This window comes from Paradevosia shaoguanensis (assembly GCF_016801025.1).
Taxonomy (GTDB): Bacteria; Pseudomonadota; Alphaproteobacteria; order Rhizobiales; family Devosiaceae; genus Paradevosia; species Paradevosia shaoguanensis.
The window spans coordinates 1,219,433-1,243,289 of the sequence record NZ_CP068983.1 but is presented as its reverse complement, the minus strand read 5'-3'; the positions used below and the strand labels follow the sequence as shown (position 1 = coordinate 1,243,289).

Annotated in this window: 21 protein-coding genes and 1 pseudogene; 13 read left to right on the top strand and 9 right to left on the bottom strand. The window is 62.4% G+C overall.

The genetic code is table 11. The annotated features are described in order from the left end of the window. Positions 1-39: 39 nt before the first annotated feature. The 4 genes and pseudogenes from JNE37_RS05725 to JNE37_RS05710 form a co-directional block, all read right to left on the bottom strand. Entirely contained in the window at positions 40-516 is a 477-nt protein-coding gene (locus JNE37_RS05725; RefSeq protein WP_203065613.1) for an EAL domain-containing protein, read from the bottom strand. Continuing rightward, positions 398-751 carry an EAL domain-containing protein gene (locus JNE37_RS22865; protein ID WP_203065612.1) on the bottom strand — a complete coding sequence of 118 codons (354 nt, stop codon included), beginning with the start codon at positions 749-751 and terminating at the stop codon, positions 398-400. The genes JNE37_RS05725 and JNE37_RS22865 overlap by 119 nt, the downstream gene beginning before the upstream one ends. Positions 752-1,189: 438 nt before the next feature. Continuing rightward, positions 1,190-2,543 (bottom strand): annotated as a pseudogene (locus JNE37_RS05715) (IS1380-like element IS1247 family transposase). Positions 2,544-2,670: 127 nt separating this feature from the next. Beyond that, positions 2,671-2,973 carry an alkylphosphonate utilization protein gene (locus tag JNE37_RS05710; RefSeq protein ID WP_203065611.1) on the bottom strand — a complete coding sequence of 101 codons (303 nt, stop codon included), beginning with the start codon at positions 2,971-2,973 and terminating at the stop codon, positions 2,671-2,673. Between the two features lie 323 nt (positions 2,974-3,296). Between JNE37_RS05710 and JNE37_RS05705 the strand changes: the two genes are divergently transcribed. Beyond that, entirely contained in the window at positions 3,297-3,671 is a 375-nt protein-coding gene (locus JNE37_RS05705) for a hypothetical protein (protein WP_052015310.1), read from the top strand. Positions 3,672-3,700: 29 nt separating this feature from the next. After that, positions 3,701-4,327: an OmpA family protein gene (locus JNE37_RS05700; RefSeq protein WP_203065610.1), complete on the top strand. Its 627-nt coding sequence runs from the start codon at positions 3,701-3,703 to the stop codon at positions 4,325-4,327. Between the two features lie 27 nt (positions 4,328-4,354). Here JNE37_RS05700 and JNE37_RS05695 read toward each other — a convergent pair whose 3' ends face one another. Beyond that, the gene (locus JNE37_RS05695; RefSeq protein ID WP_052152230.1) at positions 4,355-5,065 is read right to left on the bottom strand and encodes a GntR family transcriptional regulator; all 711 of its coding nucleotides are present in this window, start codon (positions 5,063-5,065) and stop codon (positions 4,355-4,357) included. A gap of 35 nt (positions 5,066-5,100) precedes the next feature. Next, positions 5,101-6,327 carry an MFS transporter gene (locus JNE37_RS05690; protein WP_203065609.1) on the bottom strand — a complete coding sequence of 409 codons (1,227 nt, stop codon included), beginning with the start codon at positions 6,325-6,327 and terminating at the stop codon, positions 5,101-5,103. Between the two features lie 446 nt (positions 6,328-6,773). Between JNE37_RS05690 and JNE37_RS05685 the strand changes: the two genes are divergently transcribed. The 6 genes from JNE37_RS05685 (at position 6,774) to JNE37_RS05660 (ending at position 14,731) form a co-directional block, all read left to right on the top strand. Continuing rightward, positions 6,774-8,279 (top strand): ABC transporter substrate-binding protein, encoded by a 1,506-nt coding sequence (locus tag JNE37_RS05685; protein ID WP_246513532.1) that lies wholly within the window; start codon positions 6,774-6,776, stop codon positions 8,277-8,279. Positions 8,280-8,361: 82 nt separating this feature from the next. Continuing rightward, positions 8,362-9,333: an ABC transporter permease gene (locus JNE37_RS05680; protein WP_035033650.1), complete on the top strand. Its 972-nt coding sequence runs from the start codon at positions 8,362-8,364 to the stop codon at positions 9,331-9,333. After that, the gene (locus tag JNE37_RS05675; protein WP_035033649.1) at positions 9,330-10,241 is read left to right on the top strand and encodes an ABC transporter permease; all 912 of its coding nucleotides are present in this window, start codon (positions 9,330-9,332) and stop codon (positions 10,239-10,241) included. The genes JNE37_RS05680 and JNE37_RS05675 overlap by 4 nt, the downstream gene beginning before the upstream one ends. Further along, the gene (locus JNE37_RS05670; RefSeq protein WP_203065607.1) at positions 10,238-12,004 is read left to right on the top strand and encodes a dipeptide ABC transporter ATP-binding protein; all 1,767 of its coding nucleotides are present in this window, start codon (positions 10,238-10,240) and stop codon (positions 12,002-12,004) included. Before JNE37_RS05675 ends, JNE37_RS05670 begins: the two co-directional genes overlap by 4 nt. Beyond that, the gene (locus tag JNE37_RS05665) at positions 11,997-13,454 is read left to right on the top strand and encodes an amidohydrolase family protein (RefSeq protein WP_203065606.1); all 1,458 of its coding nucleotides are present in this window, start codon (positions 11,997-11,999) and stop codon (positions 13,452-13,454) included. Before JNE37_RS05670 ends, JNE37_RS05665 begins: the two co-directional genes overlap by 8 nt. 98 nt (positions 13,455-13,552) lie before the next feature. After that, complete coding sequence (locus JNE37_RS05660) at positions 13,553-14,731, top strand: amidohydrolase family protein (RefSeq protein WP_182398446.1); 1,179 nt, start codon at positions 13,553-13,555, stop codon at positions 14,729-14,731. 79 nt (positions 14,732-14,810) lie between these two features. Here the strand turns inward: JNE37_RS05660 and JNE37_RS05655 are convergent, their stop codons facing one another. From JNE37_RS05655 to JNE37_RS05645, 3 genes are read right to left on the bottom strand one after another with little or no spacing between them, the layout of a single operon-like run. Beyond that, positions 14,811-15,665 carry an aldose epimerase family protein gene (locus JNE37_RS05655; RefSeq protein WP_203065605.1) on the bottom strand — a complete coding sequence of 285 codons (855 nt, stop codon included), beginning with the start codon at positions 15,663-15,665 and terminating at the stop codon, positions 14,811-14,813. A gap of 5 nt (positions 15,666-15,670) precedes the next feature. After that, positions 15,671-16,561 carry a 2-dehydro-3-deoxygalactonokinase gene (locus JNE37_RS05650; RefSeq protein WP_203065604.1) on the bottom strand — a complete coding sequence of 297 codons (891 nt, stop codon included), beginning with the start codon at positions 16,559-16,561 and terminating at the stop codon, positions 15,671-15,673. Between the two features lie 8 nt (positions 16,562-16,569). After that, complete coding sequence (locus tag JNE37_RS05645; RefSeq protein ID WP_203065603.1) at positions 16,570-17,721, bottom strand: mandelate racemase/muconate lactonizing enzyme family protein; 1,152 nt, start codon at positions 17,719-17,721, stop codon at positions 16,570-16,572. Between the two features lie 130 nt (positions 17,722-17,851). Between JNE37_RS05645 and JNE37_RS05640 the strand changes: the two genes are divergently transcribed. From JNE37_RS05640 to JNE37_RS05620, 5 genes are all read left to right on the top strand, one after another. After that, a complete protein-coding gene (locus JNE37_RS05640; RefSeq protein ID WP_203065602.1) occupies positions 17,852-19,582 on the top strand; it encodes an SMP-30/gluconolactonase/LRE family protein in 1,731 nt (576 codons plus the stop codon). A gap of 13 nt (positions 19,583-19,595) precedes the next feature. Continuing rightward, entirely contained in the window at positions 19,596-20,690 is a 1,095-nt protein-coding gene (locus tag JNE37_RS05635) for an ABC transporter ATP-binding protein (RefSeq protein ID WP_203065601.1), read from the top strand. After that, a complete protein-coding gene (locus JNE37_RS05630; RefSeq protein ID WP_203065600.1) occupies positions 20,687-21,493 on the top strand; it encodes an SDR family NAD(P)-dependent oxidoreductase in 807 nt (268 codons plus the stop codon). The genes JNE37_RS05635 and JNE37_RS05630 overlap by 4 nt, the downstream gene beginning before the upstream one ends. Before the next feature lie 73 nt (positions 21,494-21,566). Then, on the top strand, positions 21,567-22,844 hold the full coding sequence (locus tag JNE37_RS05625; RefSeq protein WP_203065599.1) for an ABC transporter substrate-binding protein: 1,278 nt from the start codon (positions 21,567-21,569) through the stop codon (positions 22,842-22,844). A gap of 70 nt (positions 22,845-22,914) precedes the next feature. After that, positions 22,915-23,856 (top strand): carbohydrate ABC transporter permease, encoded by a 942-nt coding sequence (locus tag JNE37_RS05620; RefSeq protein WP_203065598.1) that lies wholly within the window; start codon positions 22,915-22,917, stop codon positions 23,854-23,856. The last annotated feature ends 1 nt before the right edge of the window (position 23,857 follow it).

Here is a 23,857-nt window from a genome sequence, read left to right as displayed (position 1 = left end):
TTGGAGTTGCGGGGCTGGCGCCGGTGCGTCGCCGGCGCGTCAGCTGGCCAGCAGTTCGCTCGAAATCGAGGGAGTGCCTTTCTCGACCTCGACGTGACGCTCGAAATCGGACAACGGCATCGGCCTGCCATAAAGATAGCCTTGGAACAGCACGCAGCCTGCTCCCGCCAGCAAGGCATGCTGGCCCTCGGTTTCGACACCCTCGGCCAGAACCGTCTGCCCGAGATCGCGCCCGATCCGAACTACGTTCTCGACGAGCGATGCGCTGCGCACCGTTTTTACGGCGTCCTGAACGAAGCCGCGGTCGATCTTGAGCTGCTGGATAGGCAGCCGCCGTAGGTACGAAAGCGAAGAATAGCCGGTACCGAAATCGTCCAGGGAAATGGTGATGCCGAGTTCATGCAGGGAATCGAGCTTGGCGGCAACCAGGTCGATATCGGTGACCAAAACGCTCTCGGTGAGCTCGAGAGTCAGGCGCCGCGGATTCGCGCCGGTTGTTGCCAGCGCCTTTTGCACCGCGGCCTCGAAGCCGTCGTGCAGCAAACTGGCTGGCGCTGACGTTGATCGCAAGGGTTAGCTCACGGAGGGCTGGATGCCGCGCCCAGTCAGCCAGGGTGCGGCAGCCTTGTTCGAGCACCCATTCGCCAATAGGGACCATCAACCCGGCTCTCTCCGCATGGGGAATGAACTGGGCAGGAGAAACCGTGCCACGATGAGGATTGGTCCAGCGCAGTAGGGCTTCGGCGCCCATCGTTTCATCAACACGTCTAGGCGCGCATCAATCCGCCGTAGTTGTAGGATGTACCTGTTAATAGCGAGTATTCTTCGCGGTGCGTCACTTGCGCGAGTGCAGTAAGTGCAGTTGTTGTATTTGAAGTAGCGTCGATCGCGAAGTTGATACTGCCCCATCGGGGTGATCGAAAGAGATTGCGGATCAGGGCCATAGTGACGTCGACACTTGGTATCAACCTGCATTCCCCAAGTGGCGTGTCGTTTGAGGTGAAGATCGCCTGTATCCGAGCGCTAGACAAGGATTTTCTGCCGCAAGCGGCACCTGCGGTCGCGCAGACTGCTGGATCTGGACGGATCAGACCGCGAAGCCGCTGTTTCCTTGCCCAGGGGCGGCGTTTTTCAGCGCAGCGGACAGATCTGTCCAGCCGCTTTCGTTCAGTTTGAGCGTGGATCGCGATCATGCGCATAGCGGTGGCGCTCGCAATCGGCGGATAGCGGCGAGGATGGCGCGTACCATCGTGCCGGTGACAGCGACCTCGGCCAGCTGGAAGGTGATGGTGCGGGCGTGACGGACCACACGTGCCCCGATCTTGATCAGCTTCAGTTGCAGGCTGGTCAACGACCAGTCGGCCATGGCCTCGCAGCTCGATGCAGCGCAAGAAGGTGGCCAGGTTGTACGCCAGGGCGTGCAGTTGCAGCCGCACCTCATTGTCGCGGAACTTCCGGCACGACAGCCGCGTCCAGCGAAAGGCGTATTTGCCCTCTTTGATGTGCTGCTCGGCGGTGCCGCGCTGGTTGTAGAACCGCACCACCCAGTCCGGCTCCATCGGCAGGTTGGTGACGATGAAGCCGAAACGCGGGAACAGTTCGCCCGGATGCCATTCGATCTTGGCGATCACCCGGCGTTCCTTGTCCCAGGACGCCGCCTGATACTCGAATTCCTCGAAGAACCGCTTGACCTTGGTCAGTGACGGCCGCCCGACAGGGCGCGTTAGCCGATGCGCGATCTTGTCCTTGAGGACCGCGTTTGCGGGCAGCCGGATGGCGTAGAAGAACCGCGCTTCTTCCAATCGCTCATAGATCGCCGGGATCGCGTAGGCAGCATCGGCCCGGAAGAACCTGCCACCAAGGTCGCGCTCCGCGTAGCGCGCAATGACGGGGTCGAGAACATCACGCCAGCCATCGGCGCTGTGGACGTTGCCATGGCGCAGGGCGCAGCGTTCCAGCATCCCGAACTGGTTGAACAGAAAGTTGGGGTGATAGCAGCTACAGTCGAAATGGCCATTCCAGGCGGACCCTTCCTGGTCGCCATGGGTCGGGCTGACCGAGCTGTCCATGTCCAGAACGATGTACTTCAGCCCGTTACGGTCATGGAACCGGTCGATCCATTGCCCGTTCAGGTCGGCCAGCGCGGCACGGTTCCCGGCCAGAGCCAGCGTCTCGGTCTCGAACCGTCCCATCTGCGATGCCGAGGCCGCTTGTGCATCGACCGCTCTGCCGCCGACAACTTGGCGCATGACCGGATCGCAGGCGAGACGGTTGGCGTCGTTGACATCCTCGTATCCGGCCAGCCGCCCAAAGACTGATTGCCGGAACAGGCCGTCGAGCCGATGGACCGTGTTCTTGCCAGAGCGAGTATCGCGCAGCGCCGCTGACGCCAAATCGGACAACCCGAGCGCGTCATCAAGCTCGCGCATCACCAGAAGGCCGCCGTCGGAACTGAGCTGCGTGCCGCGAAATTCCAGCCGCACGCGAGGGTCGAAATCCACCCGATCTGCCCGTTGCAAGCCCGCACCCTCTGGGTGATCCATGAAACGCGCCCCTCGCAGCCTTCAACACCATGTTTTATATAGGAAATATAATGGTCAGGACAGCGAAATCAGCGCCTTACTTGGGAAATGTGGGATCAAAGTCACCAGCGCGCGCTGGCCACGATCCTCACCGCTTCCGAACGAATTCGGTGCGCAGAACAAGACCTTTTATGGCGTCATGACGGCAGTCGATCTCTTCCGGATTGTCGGTCAGGCGGATCGAACGGATAACGGTGCCTTGCTTGAGCGTTTGGCCGGCGCCCTTCACCTTGAGGTCCTTGATCAGTACTACCGAGTCGCCGTCGGCGAGCAGGTTCCCTGACGCATCGCGCACTTCTGTCTGTGCAGCGGCTTTCTCGGCAATCTCGGATGCCGGCCGCCATTCGCCGGTTGCTTCATCGTAGATGTAGTCTTCATTTTCGCTGGTCATGCCGCGCTATCGCAGATCCGGCCTGCGTTGCCAATCATCAACACGATCGATGCCGCTGCTGTGTTGCCGCACCGCATGCGGTGAGAGGTGTTAGAGCAGGTCATTTTAGGCGCTGCTGCAGCAACGTCGTCCGATTTTGCCGTCGGTGCCATAAATCCGCCTTCAGTCCCGTGAGCCATCACAAGGTAAGAATCACACGTAAAATCCTAGTGCTAGAAGGGTATCCGATGATCCGCACGAAAGTTTCCGCGTTCTGCCTCGCCATTTTGCTCGCTGCACCCTTGAGCCCTTCCGTATTGGCGCAAGACGCAAATGACGCTGCCATGATCGACACCAATGCGCAGGGCACCAACGAGGCCGGCGTTACGGCGCGGGTGAAATCGGTGACCATCAGCGACGACGCAACGGTGCTCGGCGTGGTGCTGTCATTCGATAGCAGGGCGACCAACTACGTGGAACTGGCCGATGCCGACACTTATCTTTCCTATGGCGACAACCAGAGACTGCACCTGCGCCAGATCGCGGATAATCCCTACCTGCGCATTTCCAACGGCCAGAGCCTGACCGGAGAACTGGTGTTTCCCGGCGCCATCCCAGTCGACACCAAGGAAATCTCTCTGGTGTTCAACGATGGCAATGAAGGCAGCGATACGAGCGCGCCCGGTCTTGTCGTGACCGTGCCCTTGGCTGCCCAATGAGAACTCTTTCCACGATTGTTGCCAGCCTGATGGCCGTTGGGCTTGTCGGCACGGCGCAAGCTGGCGTGCTTCTGGCACGCAACTCGGAAAAGGTTGGCGAAAAGCCCAGCACTGTCGTCGAATACCAGCTGCCGCAAAGTCACCTAGACACAATTGCTCCCAGCGGTGGCCTCAGCGCCACAGGCGGCTCGCCGGCCTTCGCGCTGTCGAACATAAGTTCCGAGCTGCGCGAGGAAACGGCGGGGCTCCTGACCGAGCTCAATGCCAAGCAGCAAGGCGATGGCTCGATCCTCGTCGCGTTGCCTGGCGACGTGCTGTTCGATTTCGACAAATTCGACATCCGCGCCGATGCTCGGCCCGTGCTGGACCAACTGGTCAGGGTGCTGATCAACTACGCGTCGCCCAAGGTCGAGATTTCCGGCCACACCGATTCCAAGGGAAGCGACGAGTACAATCAGGTCCTATCGGAGAAACGAGCCGTGTCGGTCAGCGCCTACCTTTCCGACCATGGCGTCGACGAGGACAATCTGACCACCAGCGGCAAAGGCGAAAGCGAACCGGTGGCACCCAATGAAAAGCCCGACGGCCAGGATGATCCGGATGGCCGCCAGGCTAATCGGCGAGTGGAATTCGTGATCACCCCGCCGGGGGAGTGACATCGGTAGTTTGCTGGAATCCCGGGCCTAGTGGGCCAGCGTGTCACGATAATGGGCGATGGCTTCCGCCAGGGCCTTAGGAGAAGAGGAGGGCTTGATCTGTGCGCGTTGGGCGATGTTCTCCAAATGGCGCGTCATCAATTTGGTGGCCTTCTTCTCATCGGCAGCCACGAGGGCGTCGACCAGTTCAAGATGTTCGGTGACACCGCATTCGGAGGAATGCGGACGTGAATACATCGCCAGCGTCAGGCCGCAGCGGTAGACGATTTCGCGCAGGAACTTGAGCAGGATCGGGCTATTGGCCATCTCGCCGAGCAGCACGTGGAAGTCCGTGGCGAGGCGAATCGAGCGTGGCTCGATATGGGATTTAGCTGCCTCCTCGAGGGCGATATGATCCTTGAGGCGCTGGATCTGCTCAGGCGTGAGATTGCCGCAGAGACGACGAACGATAAGGTCCTCGATCACGATTCGCAGGTCGATGATGTCGCGGGCATCCTGCCAACTCGGGGTGGCAACGACCGCACCCTTATTGGGACGAATTTCGACCAGACCTTCCGACGCCAGCTTTTCCAATGCCTGCTTCGCCAGTGTTCGGCTTACGCCAAATTGCTCGCCGATGGCGTCTTCCGGCAGGCGAGAGCCGGCAACGATGACATTCTCAATGATGGCGCTGCGTAAGACGATGCATATCTGCTCCGTCTTGCCGATGACCTGTTTGTCAGACTTCTTGACCTGCATGCGTCCCCGGCTGGCTAACTATCGACATCATATATCTATTCGCTATCTAGGCGCGAAATTCCGCTCTGTTCCATACGCCGCTGCGTAGCCCCTGCTTCCGGAACTTCGCGTCGCCGATCGGCAGCAAAGAGGCCGCAAGGTAGCGCGCACGCGGAAATGAACAAGAACAGGAAAATCTGCGGCCCCCTGCCGACAAAGTACTCGCGTAGCAGCCCCACAATCAACGGTGCGGCCGCCGCTCCCAGATAGCCTAGGCTCTGCGCCATGATTGAAAGCGCAGCGGCTGTTTCTGCGGATGGCGAGCGCAACGCGATGAGATAGAGCGCCATGGCGAACGCTCCTCCCAGGCCCAGGCCAAGCACGAGGCTCCAGAATACCGACTCGGCCATCGGGGCACAGAGAACGCCCAGAAAGCCGACGCAGGAAAGGACCAATACCCCGGCGACGAACAAGCCAGGTCGGCCGGTGCGGTCGGCGAGAATTGGGGTGATCAGCGCCGAGACGGCTTGGGAGAGAATCGCCGAGGAGGTGAGTGCCCCCGCGGCGGCCATGTCCGCATTGCGATCGAGCAGCAATATGGGCAGCCAGCCGAGCACTATGAAGGCTAGCGCGGCCTGAAGCCCCATGAACCCGGTAATCGACCACGCCAACGGGCTACGCCACATCGTGTCGATGGTGCCCTTTCGCAGGCTGACTGGCTCCTCCCGGCGCGCCACTTCAAGCCAGAGTACGAAGCCGATGGCAGCAGGCAAGGCCCAGATTGCGAGCGCGCCGGTCCATGTGCCGAACAGGTTCAGCATTGGCGGCGTCAGTCCGGCACCGGCCGCGCCGCCAAGGCATAGAAACATGGTGTAGAGGCCGGTGACGCTCCCCAGCCGCTCATGGAAATAGCGGCGAATTATCGCAGGCGACAGCACGCCCACAATGCCGATTCCTGCGCCCGCGAGGATGGTGGATGCCAGCAGGGCGTCAGCGAATGGCCACATACGCAGTAGCAAGCCGACAGCGACGGCCACAAGGCCTAAGCCGATGGTGAGGCTAGTTCCTGCGCGGCGGACAATTGTGGTCGCTAGTAGCCCGAAGAGACCGAAACAGATGATCGACGTCGAATTCAGCGTGCCGAGAAGGAAGTCCCGCAGGCCAAGATCCTCCTGAACCTGGTGCAGGCTTGCGCCGAGGCTGGTCAATGCAGGTCGCAGGTTGAAGGCGGCCAAGATGATGCCTGCAAGGATCAGCCAGCGAAAAGGAAGGCGCTGCAGCATCTATGTCTCGTTCGCTCTACGCGGCGGCCTGGCCACGTTGCTCTGTTCTTTTTTCACAGTCAGGCACCGTCCGAGCCATTCGCGGACATTAGTTCATATGATAAATTGCATGCAATCAGAGTATATATGTGTACGCTATTTGTCGGTGAAACCAGAAAATTGAGCGGCGCGTGAGATCGCCTGTGGCTATCAGAACGTGGGTCGATGAACAAAAATAATCATTATGATGCAGCATCATGGGTGCGTTTTACGGCTTTGTCCAGAACTCGATAGCGCATGCGCGCAACCACCTTGCAATGGGAGTGATTGCGGAGAATGACGTTTGACAATCCAAAATATCGCATGCAATGAGTGTAGATGCGCGCATCCTGGAGGAGGTTTTAGTGCGATTGAAATTCTTGGCTTTGGCCACAATGCCGCTTTTGTGTTTGCAGCCGGCGGCCGCGATGGCCGAGCAATTGCGATGGGCTTCCGCCACCGATATTGCGACACTTGACCCCTATGCCCACGGCGAGAGTTTCACCAGCGGCGTCCTGGCGCATGTCTTCGACCCGCTGGTGCGCCGTGGTCGGACTTTGGAGATCGAGCCCGCGCTGGCTACCGAGTGGGAATTGCTCGACCCGGTGACGTGGCGATTCAAGTTGCGCGAGGGTGTCAAGTTCCACAACGGCAACCCGTTCACCGCAGACGACGTCATCGCCTCTATCACCCGTATCGGCGATTCCGGTTCGCGCCAGCGCAGCAACGTGGTGCAGATCGAGAGCGTCACCAAGGTCGACGACCTCACCATCGACATCGTGACCAAGGGCCCGAGCCCGCTCCTGCTGAACGACCTGGCCGGCGTCATGATCATGGACAAGGAATGGATGGAGGCCAATGATGCCCTGCTGCCCGGCAATCTGGGCGAAGGCATTACTACCGCTGCCTCCAACGAGGCAGTCGGTACCGGGCCGTTCAAGGTCGTCTCCTATCGGCCGGACGCCGAAACCAATTTCGTGGTCAACGAAGATTGGTGGGATACGCCTCAGCACAATATCACCGCCATCCAGTTCAAACCGGTGAAGTCGGATGCCACTCGCGTCGCTGCGCTGCTGTCGGGCGAGGTCGACCTGATCACGCCGGCGCCGCTGCAGGACCTGGCGCGGCTCGAAAGCGCGCCCGGGATTATCGTCGACGAAGAACCGTCGCTGCGCGTCCTAATGCTGGCGCTTAATCGCCGGCCGGAATCCCAGGCCTTTCCGGGTACACCCAATCCGCTCAACGAGCTCAAGGTGCGTCAGGCGCTCTGGCACGCCATCGATATGGACAGCATCCAGAAGCGCATCATGCGCGGCAAGTCACGCAACACCTCGACCTTCGTGGCTCCGCCCGTGCCGGGTTATTCGGAAGCCAATGACGTTCCATACGGCTACGATCCCGAACTGGCCAAGAAGCTGCTGGCCGAGGCCGGGTTCGGCGATGGGCTCAAGCTCCGCCTCAACTGCACCAATGACCGCTACATCAACGACGAGCAGATCTGCGTAGCGATCTCCTCGATGTGGACGCGCATCGGCATTGAGACCGACTTGCAGGTGGAATCGCGCGCTACCTTCTTCCCGCGCCAGGACCGCGGTGAGCTGGACGTGTCGCTGACCGGTTGGGCGACGCTGCCCTCGATGGACGGGTTCAGCATGCTCCGCTCGATGCTGGCCGACACCAAGGACGGCTTCGGTGGCGGCAATGACATTGCCTATGTGCATCCGCGCATCGAGGAACTTACGCGCCTGGCAGCTGTCGAGCTCGATGAAACCAAGCGTCGTGGCTATATCAGCGAAGGTCTGGCCATCGCTGGAGCGGACGTGGCCTATATCCCGCTGCACCAGCAGCCGGTGGCCGCTGCAATGAGTGATCGCTTCGACATCCCCCAGTTCGCGGATGAGTACATCCGTCTCTGGTACGCCACGGCGAAATGATCAAAGCGACCGGTGGCGCGGGAACCTTGTGTTCCGCGCCACCCGGCGCTGCGTCTGCCTGATACCCCACTAGGATTGAGCCATGTTTCGAGCCGTATCGGCGCGATTGCTGCAGGCATTGCTGGTCATGCTTGTCGTAGCCGCCGTCTCCTTCGTTATGTTCCGCTTCGTCGGCGACCCGGTCGCAATGATGGCCCCGGAAACTGCGACCGTCGAAGAGCGCCAGGAACTGCGCGTGCAACTCGGGCTCGACCAGCCCATGCTGCAGCAATTCGGACTGTTCGTGTCGCGCATCGCGCAAGGCGATCTGGGCATCAGCTATCGCAATCAGCGCCCGGTGGTGGAGTTGCTCATGGAGCGGCTGCCAGCAACCATGGAGCTGGTCTTGGTGGCGGTGGTGCTATCGGTGCTGGTGGGCATCCCGCTGGGCGTCGTCTGCGCGCTGCGGCCCAATGGCATCCTGGCGCGACTGATCCAATCGTCTTCGCTGATCGGCATTTCCACCCCCACATTCGTCACTGGCATTGTGCTTATCCTGCTGTTCTCGGTGACGCTGGGTTGGCTGCCCTCGTTCGGGCGCGGCGAGGTGGTGGACATCGGTTGGTGGTCGTCGGGCTTTTTCACCCTTAGTGGCCTCAAGTCGCTGATCCTGCCCGCCATCACGCTCTCGATGTTCAAGGTGACGCTGATCATGCGTCTCGTGCGCTCCGAAATGATCGACGTGCTCACGACCGACTACATTCGTTTCGCCAAGGCCCGCGGCCTGCCCAAAAACTACATTCATTACAAGCTGGCCCTGCGCAACGCGCTGATGCCGGTCATCACCGTCATCGGCCTGCAGATCGGCGCCCTGATCGCCTTTGCCATCGTCACGGAAACCGTTTTCCAGTGGCCGGGCCTGGGGCTGTTGTTCATCCAGGCCGTCAGCTTCGTCGATATCCCGGTAATGGCCTCGTATCTGCTGCTTGTGGGGCTGTTGTTCGTGCTGATCAACATGGCCGTCGACATCGTCTACGCAATCGTTGATCCGCGCCTCAGGACCAAGGCCGCATGATGACCAAGAGCGTTGCACTCAAACTGGGGCGATCCTTGCCGCCCCTGTCCGTATGTCTGTCTGGCGGCCTGGCGCTGATCATCATTGGTGGGGCATTTCTTGCGCCTTGGCTGGCGCCCTATGATCCGACCGACCTGGCGTCCTATGACCTGATGAATGCCGAATATCCGCCGGCCTTCGTCGAGGGTGGCGATCCACGCTTCCTGCTCGGCACCGACAACCAGGGCCGCGACCTCCTTTCGGCCATGATGTATGGCGCACGGGTTTCTATCTTCATCGGTGGCGGCGCCGTGCTGCTGTCGGCTATGATCGGCGTGTTTCTCGGGCTAGTCGCCGGCTATTACGGCGGCAAGGTCGATGCGCTGATCATGCGCTGTGCCGACGTGATCCTGAGCTTCCCCACTATCCTTCTTGCGCTGCTGGTAAGCGGGCTGGCCCGAGCGGTGTTCCCGCAGGCAGCTTCGGCACAATGGGCGCCGTTCATCCTCATCGCCGCGTTGGCAACACATGAATGGGTGCAATATGCGCGCACCGTGCGGGCTGCGACCATGGTGGAGGGGGCCAAGGACTATGTGCGCGCCACCAAGGTGATCGGCCTCCCGGCCCGCCGGATCATGTTGCGCCATATCCTTCCAAACGTGATGGGCCCGGTGCTGGTGATCGCGACCATCAACCTGGCCGGGGCGGTGCTGACCGAAGCGACCCTGTCATTCCTCGGAGTCGGCATGCCGCCGACTTACCCCTCGCTGGGAACGCTCATCCGCATCGGCAATGAGTTCCTGTTCTCCGGAATCTGGTGGATCGCGGCCTTCCCGGCCATCGTCCTGGTCCTTCTGGTCCTGGCCGTGAACGTGGTCGGCGATTGGCTGCGTGATCGCTTCAATCCCAAGCTGAGGGCCAGGTCATGACCGAACTTCCCCCTGCTCTCGAAATCAACGCGCTGACCGTGCAATACCCGGCGCCGGAAGGCGGCTTCGTTTCGGCCGTCGAAGGGGTGTCGCTGAACGTTCGTCGCGGTGAGATCCATGCGGTGATCGGAGAGTCCGGCGCCGGCAAGACCACGATCGGCAATGCCGCTATGGGACTGCTGGAGGCCTCGGCCCATATCCCGTCAGGCACCATCCACATCGGCGGCAAGCCCCTGGACATGGCGCGCGGTAGTGCCGAGGGCGTGGTGCTCGGCCGCGATATCGGCGCCATCTTCCAGGACCCGATGACCAGCCTCAATCCGCTGTTTACGGTGGAAAGCCAACTCATCGAGACGTTGCGCACCCATCTCAAGCTCGACCGCAAGGAAGCCAGCGCCCAGGCACTCGAGCTATTGCGCGCCGTGGGGATCCCCGAGCCGGAGCGGCGGCTCAAGTCCTATCCACACCAGCTTTCAGGCGGGCAGCGGCAACGCGTCGTCATCGCCGCCGCATTGGCCTGCGGTCCGTCGTTGATCGTCGCGGACGAGCCGACTACCGCGCTCGACGTCTCGGTGCAGGCGCAGATACTCAAATTGCTGCGCGATCTTTGCGATACGCGCAATATCGGCGTGCTGTTGGTGACCCACAATATGGGCGTGGTGGCCCAGATCGCCGATCGGGTCACCATCATGCACAAGGCGCGGGTGGTGGAGTCGGGACCGACCGCCGAAGTGCTGCGCCGCCCCCAGGCTGAATATTCGCGGGCCCTGATCGCGGCTGTGCCGCGGCTTGACGTGAAGCTCGACCGCTTCCCGGTACTTTCCGCTGCGGGCGACGCGGCCTCGGCGCAGGCGCGTGCCGCAATCGGAAGTGGGGCAGGGCGCGTGAGCGCGGCGGCCGATGGCAGCGAGATTTTGAAGGTCGACGGCCTCTGCGTCGACTATCGCAGCGCCGGCTGGAATCCTCTGGCCAAGGCGCAGCGGTTCCGTGCCGTGGACAACGTGAACTTCGCCGTACGCAAGGGCGAGATTTTCGGCCTTGTCGGGGAATCGGGCTGCGGAAAAACCACGATAGCCAATGTCATTTCGGGCCTCGTGCGGCCCACTGCCGGCCAGGTGCACTACGAGGGGCGGTTGATCGAAGGAAAGGGTGCGGAGCGCCGGACCGGCGCGCTGCGTCAATCAATCCAGATGATCTTCCAGGATCCCTATTCCTCTCTCAACGGGCGAATGCGGATCGGTTCGATCCTCGCTGAACCCATCCTCTTCTACAAACTGGCGCCCAATGCCGACCAGGCCGAGCGCGATGTTCGGCAACTGATCGAAGCGGTCGGCCTCGCGCCGGACGCGGCGGAACGCTATGCCCATGCCTTTTCCGGTGGTCAGCGGCAGCGCCTGTCCATTGCTCGCGCACTGGGGCCACGCCCGCAACTGATCGTCTGTGATGAACCAACATCCTCACTTGACGTATCGGTGCAGGCGCAAATCCTCAACCTGCTCAAGGATCTGCGGGATGCTACCGGCCTCACGCTGCTACTCATCAGCCACGACCTGGCGGTAGTGCGGCAGATGTGCGACCGCGTCGCCGTGATGCAGGCCGGCAAGCTGGTGGAAGAGGCCGACACCGACACGCTCTTCGATACGCCCCAGCACAACTATACCCGCAACCTGCTGTCGCTGGTGCCCACGCTGGATTCTATTCGCGGTGAGCCCCTGTCCTCGCCACTTTCGCAGCCCCTAACTTCAGGGAATAATCATGGCTGATATTATCATCAAGAACGGCACGGTCATCACCGTGGACGGCGAGCGCCGCGTCATCGAGAACGGCGCGGTCGCCATCACGGGCGACCGCATCGTGGCGGTGGGCAAGGCCGAGGATGTGCTTGCCGCGCACCAGGCGCCCGAAGTGATCGATGCCACCCACAAGGTGATCATGCCCGGCCTGATCGACGGCCACGCCCATGCCGGCCACGCGTTGATCAAGACTATGGGCGGCGGCAATAGCGAGCAATGGTACGATGCTTGCCATAAGGCCTATACCGTCGCCTCGACGCCCGAATTCTGGTACGCCGAATCCCGTCTCGCCGCGCTTGAGCGTCTTCGTTTCGGTGTCACCACGGGTGTGTCGCTGCTAGGTGGCGGCGCTACGGTTCTGCGTACCGACGATCCCGTCTATGGCAGTGCCCATTGCCGCGGTGTCGCCGAGGTGGGAACTCGCTCCTTTGTGGCCGTAGGGCCGACTTTCCCGCCCCAGCCGCGCACCTATGCCCGGATCGACGAAAACGGCGTAGCCCACGAATATCCGGTGGGATACGAACAGCAGTTCGAGACCTGCAAGCAGTTGGTCGCCGAATGGCATGGCAAGCACGGCAAGCGCATTAATATCGCGATGATCTATCCGGTGCTGCGGCCCGAGCGCTTGCGGGCGCTTTCTGAGGCCGACCTGGCGCTGGCGCGCAAGCAAGTGGTGGAGATTGCCGACTTCGCTCGCGAGAACGGTCTGGTCTTCACCCAGGACGGCCATGGCAAGGACTCGGTGACCTATGCCAAGGAGCTGGGCATTCTCGGCCCCAATGCGCTCCTGTCGCATTCGACCGACCTGACCGAAGAGGAAATCCGCATCGTGGCGGAGACGGGCGCCCATATCGCTCACAATCCCAGCGCCATCGGCTCGATCAAAGGCCGCTGCCCGGTTCCCGAACTGCTCGACGCCGGCGCCAATGTCTGCATCGGCTCGGACGCCACGGCGCCTGATCGTACGGGCGACATGTTCCGCCACATGCAGCAATGCATGCATTACCACCGCACCCACTTCAAGGATCCGGACCTGCTGCCGCCTGGTCGGGTGCTGGAAATGTGCACGATCGACGCGGCGCGCGCCCTCGGCATGGAAGACGAGATCGGGTCGGTGGAAGTGGGCAAGAAGGCGGACATCGTCATCGTCAACATGCGTCGGCCCCATCTCTACCCGTTCAACATGGAAGCTTCGCGCGTCATCTACTTTGCCAATGGCAATGACGTGGAAACCGTCATCGTGGACGGTCGCGTGGCGTTGGCAGACGGCAAAGCCCAGTTCGTCGACGAGGATGAGGTCCTGGATCAGGCGCAGCGCGAAACCGAGCTGATGCTGGACCGCACCGGCTTCCACCACATGCTTGCCGAGCCGCCTATGTTCTGGCGCCATACCCGGTTTCCGTCCGAAGTGACGGGCTGATCCGAGCGGTCGTCCGATAAGGCTCCGCGTCTGTGCCGGAGCCTTATCAATCCTGCCGAAGGTGGGCGCTGCCCCACCGAACTACGAATGATGTTGCCATGACCCTGCTGCTGAAAAACGTGCGTCCGATGGGCGGTCCCGTCACCGACATTTTGATCACGGAGGGACGCATTGCCGACATCGGGCCGGCGCAGGCCGCAGCCGAGACCGTCGTGGACGGAGGCAATGCTCTGGTGATACCGGGGCTTGTCGATGCGCATGTTCATCTCGACAAGACGCTTTGGGGAATGACCTGGCGCGGGCACCAGGCCGGGCCAACGCTGGACGACAAGATTTCCACCGAGCGCCGTCTGCGTACCGAATGGGACCTGAACCCGGAGCACCAGGCCGAACAGCACATTGCGCTCAGCGCCGCGATGGGGACGACTAGCCTGCGCAGCCATGTCGACATCGACACGGTTCACGGCCTCAAGGGGCTTGAGGGACTGCTGGCAGCACGAGCGCGCTACGCGGACGTGATGGACATCGAAATCGTAGCCTTTCCGCAATCGGGGCTCATGATCCGCCCCGGAACGGCGGAATTGCTGGACGAGGCGCTGGCCAACGGCGCCGACCTCATCGGCGGTCTCGATCCCTATGGTCTTGACCGTGACCCCAAGGGGCATCTCGACACTATTTTTGCATTGGCGGACAAGCACACCAAGCCCATCGACATCCATCTGCACGAGGGCGATGAACTAGGTGCCGTCACGACCGAGATGATCGTCGAACGCACGCTGGCTCTGGGCATGGAGGGCAAGGTTGCCATCAGCCACGCCTTTTGCCTTGGCATGCAGGATCGGCGGCGGGTGGCGGGGCTCACCGAGAAGCTGGCCAGGGCCGACATTGCGATCATAACCTCAATGCCGCCTTCGCGCCCTGTGCCGGTGGCGGATGAGCTGCGCAGCGCGGGGGTACGCGTCGCCGGCGCTTCGGACAACGTCCGTGACACCTGGGCGCCTTATGGCAACGCCGACATGCTGCAACGGGCGATGCATATCGGTCAGCGCTACAATTGGCGAATGGATGCCGATATCGAGGTGGCTCTGGATATTTGCACCTATGGCGGCGCGGCCGTCTTGGGACTGCGCGACTATGGTCTTTCGAAGGGCAGCATGGCTGACTTGGTGCTTGTCGAAGCCGAAACGGTCGCTGAGGCAGTCGTCGCTGCTCCGGTTCGAAAGCAGGTGTTCAAGCGCGGCAAGCTCGTGGCGGCCAACGGGAAAGCACTGGCGTAGTTCCCGGAAGCTAACGCGACGGGGAAACTGTCAGCGGAGGGGCATCGACATTTCCTCGACAATGAGATCTCCCGCCCTCTCATCCCGAAGTTTGAATTCGCGAGATGGTCATTGCGAGCGATGCCTTCGCGTTGCCCGCCAGCAAACTGGTGCCGTTGGGTTCGACGTTGGCGCTGTTTGGAAAGGTGGTCTGGGGTTCGAGGCAACAGAACTCAGCGGACGGGCCGGGAGAGAAGACGTGCAGGATCGGTGCGGTGCTGCGCATAGTCACGACGCTGTCGGCATTGCGCAATTTGGCGCAGCCGTCCCAGCCCAGGAACGAGTGATCAATGCGTCCATCGGGCAGTTCGCGGGGTATTCCGAAGTCGTCGACGAGGTTGCCGATCTGCGTTGGAAGACCTGAATCGTCGGTCATTACCTGCTTTGTTGCGTGAAACTGCAGGGACGTCCGGTCGTCGGTTGCGAACCACGGGTGAAGCCCGATGCCGAAAGGCATTGGATCGCGGCCGGTGTTGATGACTGTCAGCCGCACGGTCAGATCAGGCGGGGACAATGTGTATGAAATCCGGGCCTGATAGTTGAAGTTGTCGGTTGCGGGGACGTCGAGCATCATCTCTAGATGGGTGTCTCGCTGATCGACGACCGCCCACAAGTTCTGAAAGGCCGTGCCGTGCAGGGGCATCGGAAAGCCGTCGACATTGGGCGCAATGGGATAGAATCGATCACCCACCCGGACACCTCCGCCCCCGATCCTGTTGCACCAGGGCGCCATGACGATCATCGCCCGATCCAGCGGCGTTGCCGGAGCCGCGCTCGCAGGGCGCAGGATATGGTGGTGACGGCCATTCTGTTCGATCGACAGCTCAAGCAGCCCGCCGCCGTCCGGCGTCGCCACCGCTCTCAACGGCCCGGAAGTCAGGGTGATCGGGGCCAAGAGTGTTACCGGCTCTCGAGTGCGGCAATCAGCTTGGCGAAACCATTATATGGCCGGCCGCTACTCAAGGGGCTGGCAAGGCCAAACTGCGCAAGTGCGCGGCGGTACGAGGCCGCTAAGGGTGTCTCGCCGAGGACTGTAACGGTGTCAGGCCGATCCTCGCCCGCCAGCGCTTCCACGATCTCGGAACCGAAGACGACGCCTGTCAGGTAGTCGGCGATGTCGGCCGGCGGCAACTGGTCGAAGAGAACCAGCGAACGGGCCGAGAAGACGCGCTGCAATACGCCTCCGCGCAATAGAGACTTGTCGCGCGCAATCTCAACGCCACGGTCGAAGGCCGCGGCGTTAGGCACGTATTCTGCCGGGATTAGTCTGGAGACCAGCGAATCCCGACGCAGCAGATTGAGGATTTCGCCGGACATGTACGTGGTCAGGTCGACAATGCGTTGGCCGTCGGTTCGCACCCATTTGCTGTGGGCGCCTGGGAGCACGAGAAGATGGGGTAGCGGCAGTTCCAGTCCGAAAATGCCCATTTCCTCGCCCCGCATGACGTCGGGCAGCGGGTCGAGGCGCGCTATGCCTGGCAGGAAATAGAGGGGCGGCAGGTCGGGCAGGTCGCTGCGAATGGCTTGAGCCAGTATGTCGGCGACCCCGGCAGGTGTCATGGCGAAGGGGGTTTCCACCCAGCCGGTGCGGCTTGTCACCATTCCTGACAGCAGGATGGCCTTGCTTTGGGGCAGCCAAGCGCCGATTTCGCTGCGAAGGCAGGCTTCAAAAGAGCCGTCTCGCACGGAATTGACGCCGGCGAGGCTCTGGTGTTCGGCCGCGACAGCGCCGTTCGCTTGCATGAGCCAGGCGTGAAACGCTGACGAGGTCCACTCGATCGCAATGTACATATAGGGCCTCAGTAGGCGGGTTTGGTAGGGAACCAGTCCTTGCGGGAGGTATCGAGATAGGCCCCGGCGATGCCGTCGACGGTGTAGCGCTCAAGGGTGTCGACATCGACGTCGACGCCCAGGCCGGGTTCCTCGGGGATGGCAAAGCGGCCATCGGTCAGGATGGGGGAATTGGGGCTGATATCGCCGCCGAGATAGGCGCGCTCCGTATCGATGGCGAGCGAAAGGTTGGGAATGGACGCCGCCAGGTGAATATAGGCCGATTGCGACAAGGCTAGCTCGGCGCCGGAATGCAGGGTCACCGGAATGCCGACGGCTTCGCAGATCGCGGCGGCCTTGATGGTCTGCCACAGCCCGCCGGCTTCATGCGGATCAAGCAAGACGACGTCGGCGGCGCTGGCGCGAACGATGTTGCCGACATCGGCCAGGGTATAGGCGCTTTCGTCGAGGGCGATCGGAACGGGTGAGTTGGCGACGAGTGCGGCGTGCCCGGCCAGATCATCAAGCTCAAGGGGTTGCTCGACATAGGCGGGGTCGAACGGGCGTAGCTTTTCCAGCTGCCGCTTGGCGGTGCCGGGGTGCCAGGCGCCGTTGACGTCGAGGCGCAGCGGGTGCGAGCCGATAACCTCGCGAGCCGCTTCGGCGAGGGTGATGTCGGTGCGTTCGTCAAAGCCGATTTTGACCTTGAACGTCTCGTAGCCGCGATCGAGAAAGCGCTGGAGGCGCTCGGTCAGGCCCTTGGGTTCGTTGGTGAACAGATAGGCGGCCGCTTCCACGTCCTGGCGCCACTTGCCACCCCAGAGCGCATAAAGTGGCAGTTTGGCCTGCTTGCCCAACGCGTCCCACATGGCCATTTCCAGCGCGGCGATCGCCATTACGGCGGCGCGCTTGTGGTGATAGAAGCCAGCGCCCAGCACGTGGCGGTGCAGGCGCTCCACATCGGACACCTGATAGCCGATGGCCAGCGGCGCGACGATGTCGGCAAAGACCGCCGGCACGTTGGCGATGAGCGAAATGGTCTCGCCCCAGCCGATGATTCCGGCATCGGTCTCGATACGGCAGACCAGCCTCGTGGTGCCGATGCGCCGCCCAGAACCCCACAAGATGTCTTCGGTAAACGGCATTCTGACCAGCCAATGGTCAACTTTGGTGATGCGCACTTTTCCTCCTGCACGAGACCGTTCGCGCCTGGCGTGTTGACATGGAACTTAGTTCCAAGATATGCGATTGGCAACACGGCCAACGAGCCCTGGGTCGATCAGCCGGGCAATACCGGCGGCGGGAGAGAGTATGAGCAAGCCCCAGTCGAGCACGATCGTGCCGGACAAGGAGGTCGAGGTGGAGAGCCCTTCGACCCCCGGCGTGCAGGCTTTGACGCGCGGCATCCAGATTCTCGACATCGTGGCGTCAACGCCGGCCGGACTGCGCTTTACCGAATTGCTGGATCAGACCGGCATGCCCAAGGGCACGCTGCATCGGCTGCTGCAGGCGCTGGTCGAAGAGCGGCTGCTGGGGTTCGACCCGCGTAACCAGACCTATCGGCTGGCCACGCGCCTCTTCCAATGGGCGCATAAGGTCTGGGACGATTTCGACCTGCGCGGCGCAGCCGAGCCGGAACTGGAGCGCCTGCGCGACCTCACCGGCGAGGCTATCCGGCTCGGCGTGATGGATGGCGGCAGCGTCCTTTATATCGACCAGCGGGAAGTCCCGCAGCCGCTGCGGCTCAACAATGGCGTCGGCAGCCGCGCAAGCGCCTATGCCAGCGGTCTGGGCAAGGCCATTCTGGCCCATATGTCGCTGGAAAAAAGGCGCGCCTTGCTGGTCGACACCCCGCTTGAAGCCCTGACGCCCCATACGACGACGGACTTTGACGAGCTGATCCGCCAGCTCGATCTGACGAAGGCGCGCGGCTATGCCGTCTCCATCGACGAGCAGAATATCGGGATCTCGTCGGTGGCCGCGCCCGTCCTCAACCATCGCGGCGAGCCCATCGGGGCCATCGGCATTATCGGTCCGTCCTTCCGTCTGCCGGCTGAGCGCCTGCATGCGCTCGGGCGCGAAGTCATTGAAGCAGCACGCCGCACATCCGGCAATTTCGGAGAGTTCGCCATGTCGCTTGGCATCCAGCCCCGCCCGCTGGGCGTCGATCGAGCCGACGTGCGCTGCGTGATCCCGGCGAGCACCTTCCTGGGCGAGGGGCCGCATTGGTCCCAGCGCGACGGCAAGCTCTATTTCGTCGATATTCTGGCGCCGGCCGTGCATACCGGCGATCCCGTCCAGGGCACCTATACCAGCTTGCCGGTGCCCGAGCTGGTTGGCTTCATCATCCCCCGCACGCGCGGTGGGTTCGTAACCGCCATGCACGGCGAAATTCGCGGGCTGGACCTGGCCAGCGGCAGCATCACCACCATTGCACGGCCCGAGGCCGACCGCCCGGGCAATCGCTTCAACGACGGCAAATGCGACCGCAAGGGGCGGCTCTGGGCCGGCTCGCTGGCCATCGATACTTCGCCCGATCAGGGGCGGCTGTGGCGCCTCGATCCTGACGGGCGAACCTATGAAATGGATCGCGGTTTCCACGTTGCCAACGGTCTGGGCTGGAGCCCGGACGACAAGACCTTCTACTTTGCCGATACGGCCAAGCAGGTGATCTATGCCTATGACTTCGACCTTGAAGCGGGCGCCATTGCCAATCGCCGGACCTTCGTTGCCGTGCCCGCCTCCGAAGGCAAGCCGGACGGGCTGACCGTGGATGCCGAAGGTTTTGTCTGGGTCGCTCATTGGGATGGCTGGTGCGTCACCCGCTACGATCCCGAGGGCAAGGTCGAGCGCGTCATCAACCTGCCGGTACCGCGTCCCACCTCCTGTGTCTTCGGCGGCCCCGATATGCAGACCCTGTTCGTCACGACGGCCCGCATCCGCCTCTCGGCCGCCCAACTCGCCGACGCGCCGCTTTCCGGCAGCGTCTTCGCCATCGATACCGGCATCAAGGGTCTGGCTGACCCCATGTTTGCCGGCTGATTGAAAGACCATTATGGCCAAGCTCGAACTCAGCGGCATCAAAAAGTCATTCGGCGCCACCGAAGTCCTCAAGGGCATCGATCTTACCGTCGAGGATGGTGAATTCGTCGCCTTTGTCGGCCCCTCCGGCTGCGGCAAGTCCACCCTGCTGCGCCTGATCTGCGGGCTGGACGAGATCTCTGTCGGGCAGATGGCCATCGAGGGCGAGATCGTCAACGACGTGCCTCCGGCCAAACGCGGCATTGCCATGGTGTTCCAGAGCTACGCGCTCTATCCGCATATGTCGGTGGCCGACAATATGGGCTATGCGCTGCGCCTGGCCGGCACCAGCAAGGACGAAATCAACAAGCGCGTCGAGAAGGCCGCCAAGGTGCTGCGTATCGAAAACTATCTCGACCGCAAGCCGCGCCAGCTCTCGGGTGGGCAGCGTCAGCGCGTCGCCATCGGCCGCGCCATCGTGCGTGAGCCGCGCATTTTCCTGTTCGATGAGCCGCTGTCCAACCTCGATGCCTCGTTGCGCGTGGAAATGCGCATCGAGATCGCGCGCATGAAAGAGCGGCTGGGCACCACCATGGTCTATGTCACCCATGACCAGATCGAGGCGATGACGCTGGCCGACAAGATTGTCGTGCTTAATGGCGGCCGCGTCGAGCAGGTCGGCTCGCCTCTCGATCTCTACAATACGCCACAGAACCGCTTCGTCGCCGGCTTCATCGGTTCGCCCAGGATGAACTTCCTGACGCTCGGTGGGGCGGTGGGCGAACACCGGTTTGCCGTTGCGGGAGGGGAGGTGACTGTCCCCGCGGGTCTTTCGGCTGCGCCGACGGAGATCGGTATCCGGCCCGAGCATCTCCAACTGGTCGATCTCACCCAGCCGCATGCCCTGACCGGCGTGGTCAGCATGACCGAGCACCTGGGCAGCGATACCTATGCCTATGTTGTGCTGGCCGGCAGTGAGGACATGCTGGTCGTTCGGCTGTCGGGCGAACGTGCCGTGACGCGCAACCAGCCCATCGGCATCGCCTTCGATCCCGAGATGATCCACGTCTTCGCCGCCGATGGCCGTTCCATCGCTTCGGCCCGCGCAGTGGCGCTGGAGGCACTATGACCATTCATCCCGAACTGATCGCCAAGGTCGAAGTCGCGACGGCGCGCTATCCCAGCCTTGCGGGCAAGAGCGTGCTGATTACCGGCGGCGGCTCGGGCATCGGTGCCTCGCTGGTGGAGCATTTCGTCGGGCAGGGCTGCAAGGTCGGCTTCATCGAGCTGAACGGCGAGGTCGCCGCGGCCCATGCCGAAGCCGTCGAGAAGACCACCGGGACGCGGCCGTACTACGAAGTCGCCGACCTGCGCGACATTGACGCCCTGCGGACCGCCATTACGCGCCTCGCCGATCGAACCGGCCCCTTCCAGGTGCTGGTCAACAATGCCGGCAACGACGACCGCATGCCGATCGAAGACGTGACGCCCCAATATTGGGACGAGCGGCAGGCGACCAATTTACGACACCAGTTTTTCGCCGCGCAGGCGGTGCTGCCGGGCATGGCGGCTGCCGGGGGCGGGGCCATCATCAATATGGGCTCGATCTCCTGGATGAAGGGTGCGGCGGGCCTGATCTTCTACACCACCGCTAAATCGGCGGTGATGGGTATGACCAAGTCGCTGGCGCGTGAGGTCGGTGAGCGCAACATCCGGGTCAATTCCATCGCGCCGGGCTGGGTTCTGACCGAGCGGCAGGTGGTGCGCGCCAAGGCCATCTACCAAGGCAAGTTCCGCGAATACCTTGAGAGCCAATGCCTCAAGGAGCACCTGCTTCCCCCTGACATCGCCCGCATGGCGCTGTTCCTGGCCGCTGACGACTCGCGGCTGGTCACGGGGCAGACCTTCATCGTCGATGGAGGGGTCATCTAGGCATTTCCCGCTGGGGAATGCCGGTACTTCGACTTTTTTGCTTTGAAACACAGTTCCATAAAGGGAGGACAATGTGACGAAGATTACCAAGCTGATGGCCACTGCCCTGGCAGCAGGCATCTTCACCGTCGGGGCCGCACAGGCCGCCGATCTGAGCTGGATGGGCTACAGCTACGCTGAAGACTCGGCTAAGCCCTCCGTCGATCGCATTATCGACGGCTTCACCACCAAGACCGGTCTGACGGTCGAGCCTATCGGCACCGCCTTCGGCGACATGCAGAAGACCATGTTCCTGCGCGCCCGCTCCAAGACGCTGCCCGATGTCGCGCAGATTTCCGAACGCTGGCTGCCCATGTTCAGCACGCTGCCGGGCCTCGTCGACTACAACGAGGTGTTCGGCAAGGATTACCTCGCCCAGACCTATGCGCCCGAAGCTCTCGCCATGGGCCAGTTCAATGGCAAGCAATATGCGCTGCCGCTGATGTCCGGCTCGATCGGCATGGTGGCCAACCAGGCGGTGCTGACCCAGGCCGGCATCACCGAGCTGCCCAAGACCGTCGAAGAGTTCAAGGCCGACCTGATCAAGGTCCGTGACACTGTGCCCAATTCGGTGCCCTATGCCATGGCCACCAAGAACAATAGCGACATCCTCGTCGACTTCCTGATGTGGGCTTACAATTTCGGCGGCCACGTGATCGAGCCGAGCGGGAAGGTCGTGGTGGACAGTGATGCCAGCCGTCAGGCCCTGACCTTCCTCGTCGACCTGATGAACGAGCGCCTGGTTGCTCCCGAGATCGGCCGTCCCGATGCCCGCCGCCTGGTGGGCCAGAGCGCGGCCGCCTTCTATCTCGATGCGCCGCAATCGCGTGCCTTCCTGCGCAGCTTCTCGGGCCAGGACAAGGCCTTCGACGTCAACGTCAAGCCGATGCAGGTTCCGGTCGTGCATGAGGGTGACGAGGCCGTGTCGATCCAGTGGGCCCACCTGATCATCTCGTTCGCGCAGAGCAATCCGCCGACCGAGAAGGATCCCAACATGCAGTTCGTCAAGTATCTTGGCGACGATGCGGTGCAAACCCAGTTCCCGGTGGAACAGAGCGCCCTGCCGGGCACGATTTCGGCCCGCGCCAACCCCGTGGTTGCCGATGACGCCTATCTCACCGCCTGGGCGCAGAACAATGCCCATCCCCAGGTCAACGAGGTTGGCACCTGGAGCAATGGCGGCGAACTGACCGAAATCCTGGCCGAAGAGGTGCAGGCTGCCCTGCTGGGCCAGAAGACTCCCGATGAGGCCATCACCTCGATGAGCCAGCGCATGGCTGCCTCGATGACCAAGGCCGGTTTCGCGCAGTAAGCAGATCCGGAGCGGGCGCCCGACACGTGCGGCGCCCGCTCATCTTTCCCGACACACAAGAGAAGTGACGATGACCGATCTCGCGCCGCCCGGCGGTCGCCGCCTTGATTATCCGGTTTCCCCCCATGCGCGGCGTGGCGGGCTGCAGGCTGCGCAGCGCCGTATCGGCATGCTGATGCTGCTGCCCGCGGCCACCGCCTTCGTGCTGATTATCCTCTATCCGTTTGCGCAGGCGCTCGGCCTCTCGATGTTCGAGGACACGCTGCAGACGATCGAACCCATCTTTGTCGGGCTGGACAACTTCAGGGAAGTTCTGAGCAATCCCGACACCTGGCAGTCCTTCCTGCTGACGGCGATCTATGTCGGCACCGCCACCGCGGGTACGCTGGTGCTGGGGCTGGGCTGGGCGCTGATCCTCAACCAGCCGTTTCGTGGCCGTGGCGCCATTCGTGCGCTGACGCTGCTGCCCTGGGTGGTGCCGAGCACGGTCAGCGCCTTTATCTGGGCCTGGATTTTCAACAGCCGCTTCGGCGTCATCAATGGCATGCTGCTGGAATTGGGGCTGATCGATGTGCCGCAGGCCTGGCTGTCGACGCCCGAAGGCGCGATGGTGGCGGTGGTGCTGACACGCATCTGGCGCTCGATCCCGCTGTTCATGGCGTTCTTCCTTGCCGGGCTGCAGAATGTCGATGGCGAGCAGCTCGATGCCGCGCGCGTCGATGGCGCCAACAACTTTGCCATCCTGCGCGATCACATACTGCCGCACCTGCGGCCGGTGCTGATCGTGGTGGTCGTGCTGGGTGTCATCGGCGGCCTGCAGGACTTCGACACCATCTATGCCCTGACCGGCGGCGGACCCGTGCGCGCCACGGCGGTGCTGTCGATCGAAGTCTATCGCAAGGCTTTTGAGCAATGGGACATAGGCATGGCCTCGGCCATCGGCGTGCTGTGGGTCGTGACCCTGTTGCCGCCCGCCTATTTCTATCTGCGACTACTGGTGAAGGGGCGCTGAG

What these genes read in the sequence shown, in the direction of transcription:
- JNE37_RS05640 (WP_203065602.1), top strand. Translation starts at nt 17,852, where the DNA reads ATGAGCAAGCCCCAGTCGAGCACGATCGTGCCGGACAAGGAGGTCGAG.
- JNE37_RS05675 (WP_035033649.1), top strand. Translation starts at nt 9,330, where the DNA reads ATGATGACCAAGAGCGTTGCACTCAAACTGGGGCGATCCTTGCCGCCC.
- JNE37_RS05665 (WP_203065606.1), top strand. Translation starts at nt 11,997, where the DNA reads ATGGCTGATATTATCATCAAGAACGGCACGGTCATCACCGTGGACGGC.
- JNE37_RS05680 (WP_035033650.1), top strand. Translation starts at nt 8,362, where the DNA reads ATGTTTCGAGCCGTATCGGCGCGATTGCTGCAGGCATTGCTGGTCATG.
- JNE37_RS22865 (WP_203065612.1), bottom strand. Translation starts at nt 751, where the DNA reads ATGGGCGCCGAAGCCCTACTGCGCTGGACCAATCCTCATCGTGGCACG.
- JNE37_RS05710 (WP_203065611.1), bottom strand. Translation starts at nt 2,973, where the DNA reads ATGACCAGCGAAAATGAAGACTACATCTACGATGAAGCAACCGGCGAA.
- JNE37_RS05685 (WP_246513532.1), top strand. Translation starts at nt 6,774, where the DNA reads ATGGCCGAGCAATTGCGATGGGCTTCCGCCACCGATATTGCGACACTT.
- JNE37_RS05700 (WP_203065610.1), top strand. Translation starts at nt 3,701, where the DNA reads ATGGCCGTTGGGCTTGTCGGCACGGCGCAAGCTGGCGTGCTTCTGGCA.
- JNE37_RS05630 (WP_203065600.1), top strand. Translation starts at nt 20,687, where the DNA reads ATGACCATTCATCCCGAACTGATCGCCAAGGTCGAAGTCGCGACGGCG.
- JNE37_RS05705 (WP_052015310.1), top strand. Translation starts at nt 3,297, where the DNA reads ATGATCGACACCAATGCGCAGGGCACCAACGAGGCCGGCGTTACGGCG.
- JNE37_RS05635 (WP_203065601.1), top strand. Translation starts at nt 19,596, where the DNA reads ATGGCCAAGCTCGAACTCAGCGGCATCAAAAAGTCATTCGGCGCCACC.
- JNE37_RS05650 (WP_203065604.1), bottom strand. Translation starts at nt 16,561, where the DNA reads ATGTACATTGCGATCGAGTGGACCTCGTCAGCGTTTCACGCCTGGCTC.
- JNE37_RS05620 (WP_203065598.1), top strand. Translation starts at nt 22,915, where the DNA reads ATGACCGATCTCGCGCCGCCCGGCGGTCGCCGCCTTGATTATCCGGTT.
- JNE37_RS05690 (WP_203065609.1), bottom strand. Translation starts at nt 6,327, where the DNA reads ATGCTGCAGCGCCTTCCTTTTCGCTGGCTGATCCTTGCAGGCATCATC.
- JNE37_RS05670 (WP_203065607.1), top strand. Translation starts at nt 10,238, where the DNA reads ATGACCGAACTTCCCCCTGCTCTCGAAATCAACGCGCTGACCGTGCAA.
- JNE37_RS05695 (WP_052152230.1), bottom strand. Translation starts at nt 5,065, where the DNA reads ATGCAGGTCAAGAAGTCTGACAAACAGGTCATCGGCAAGACGGAGCAG.
- JNE37_RS05660 (WP_182398446.1), top strand. Translation starts at nt 13,553, where the DNA reads ATGACCCTGCTGCTGAAAAACGTGCGTCCGATGGGCGGTCCCGTCACC.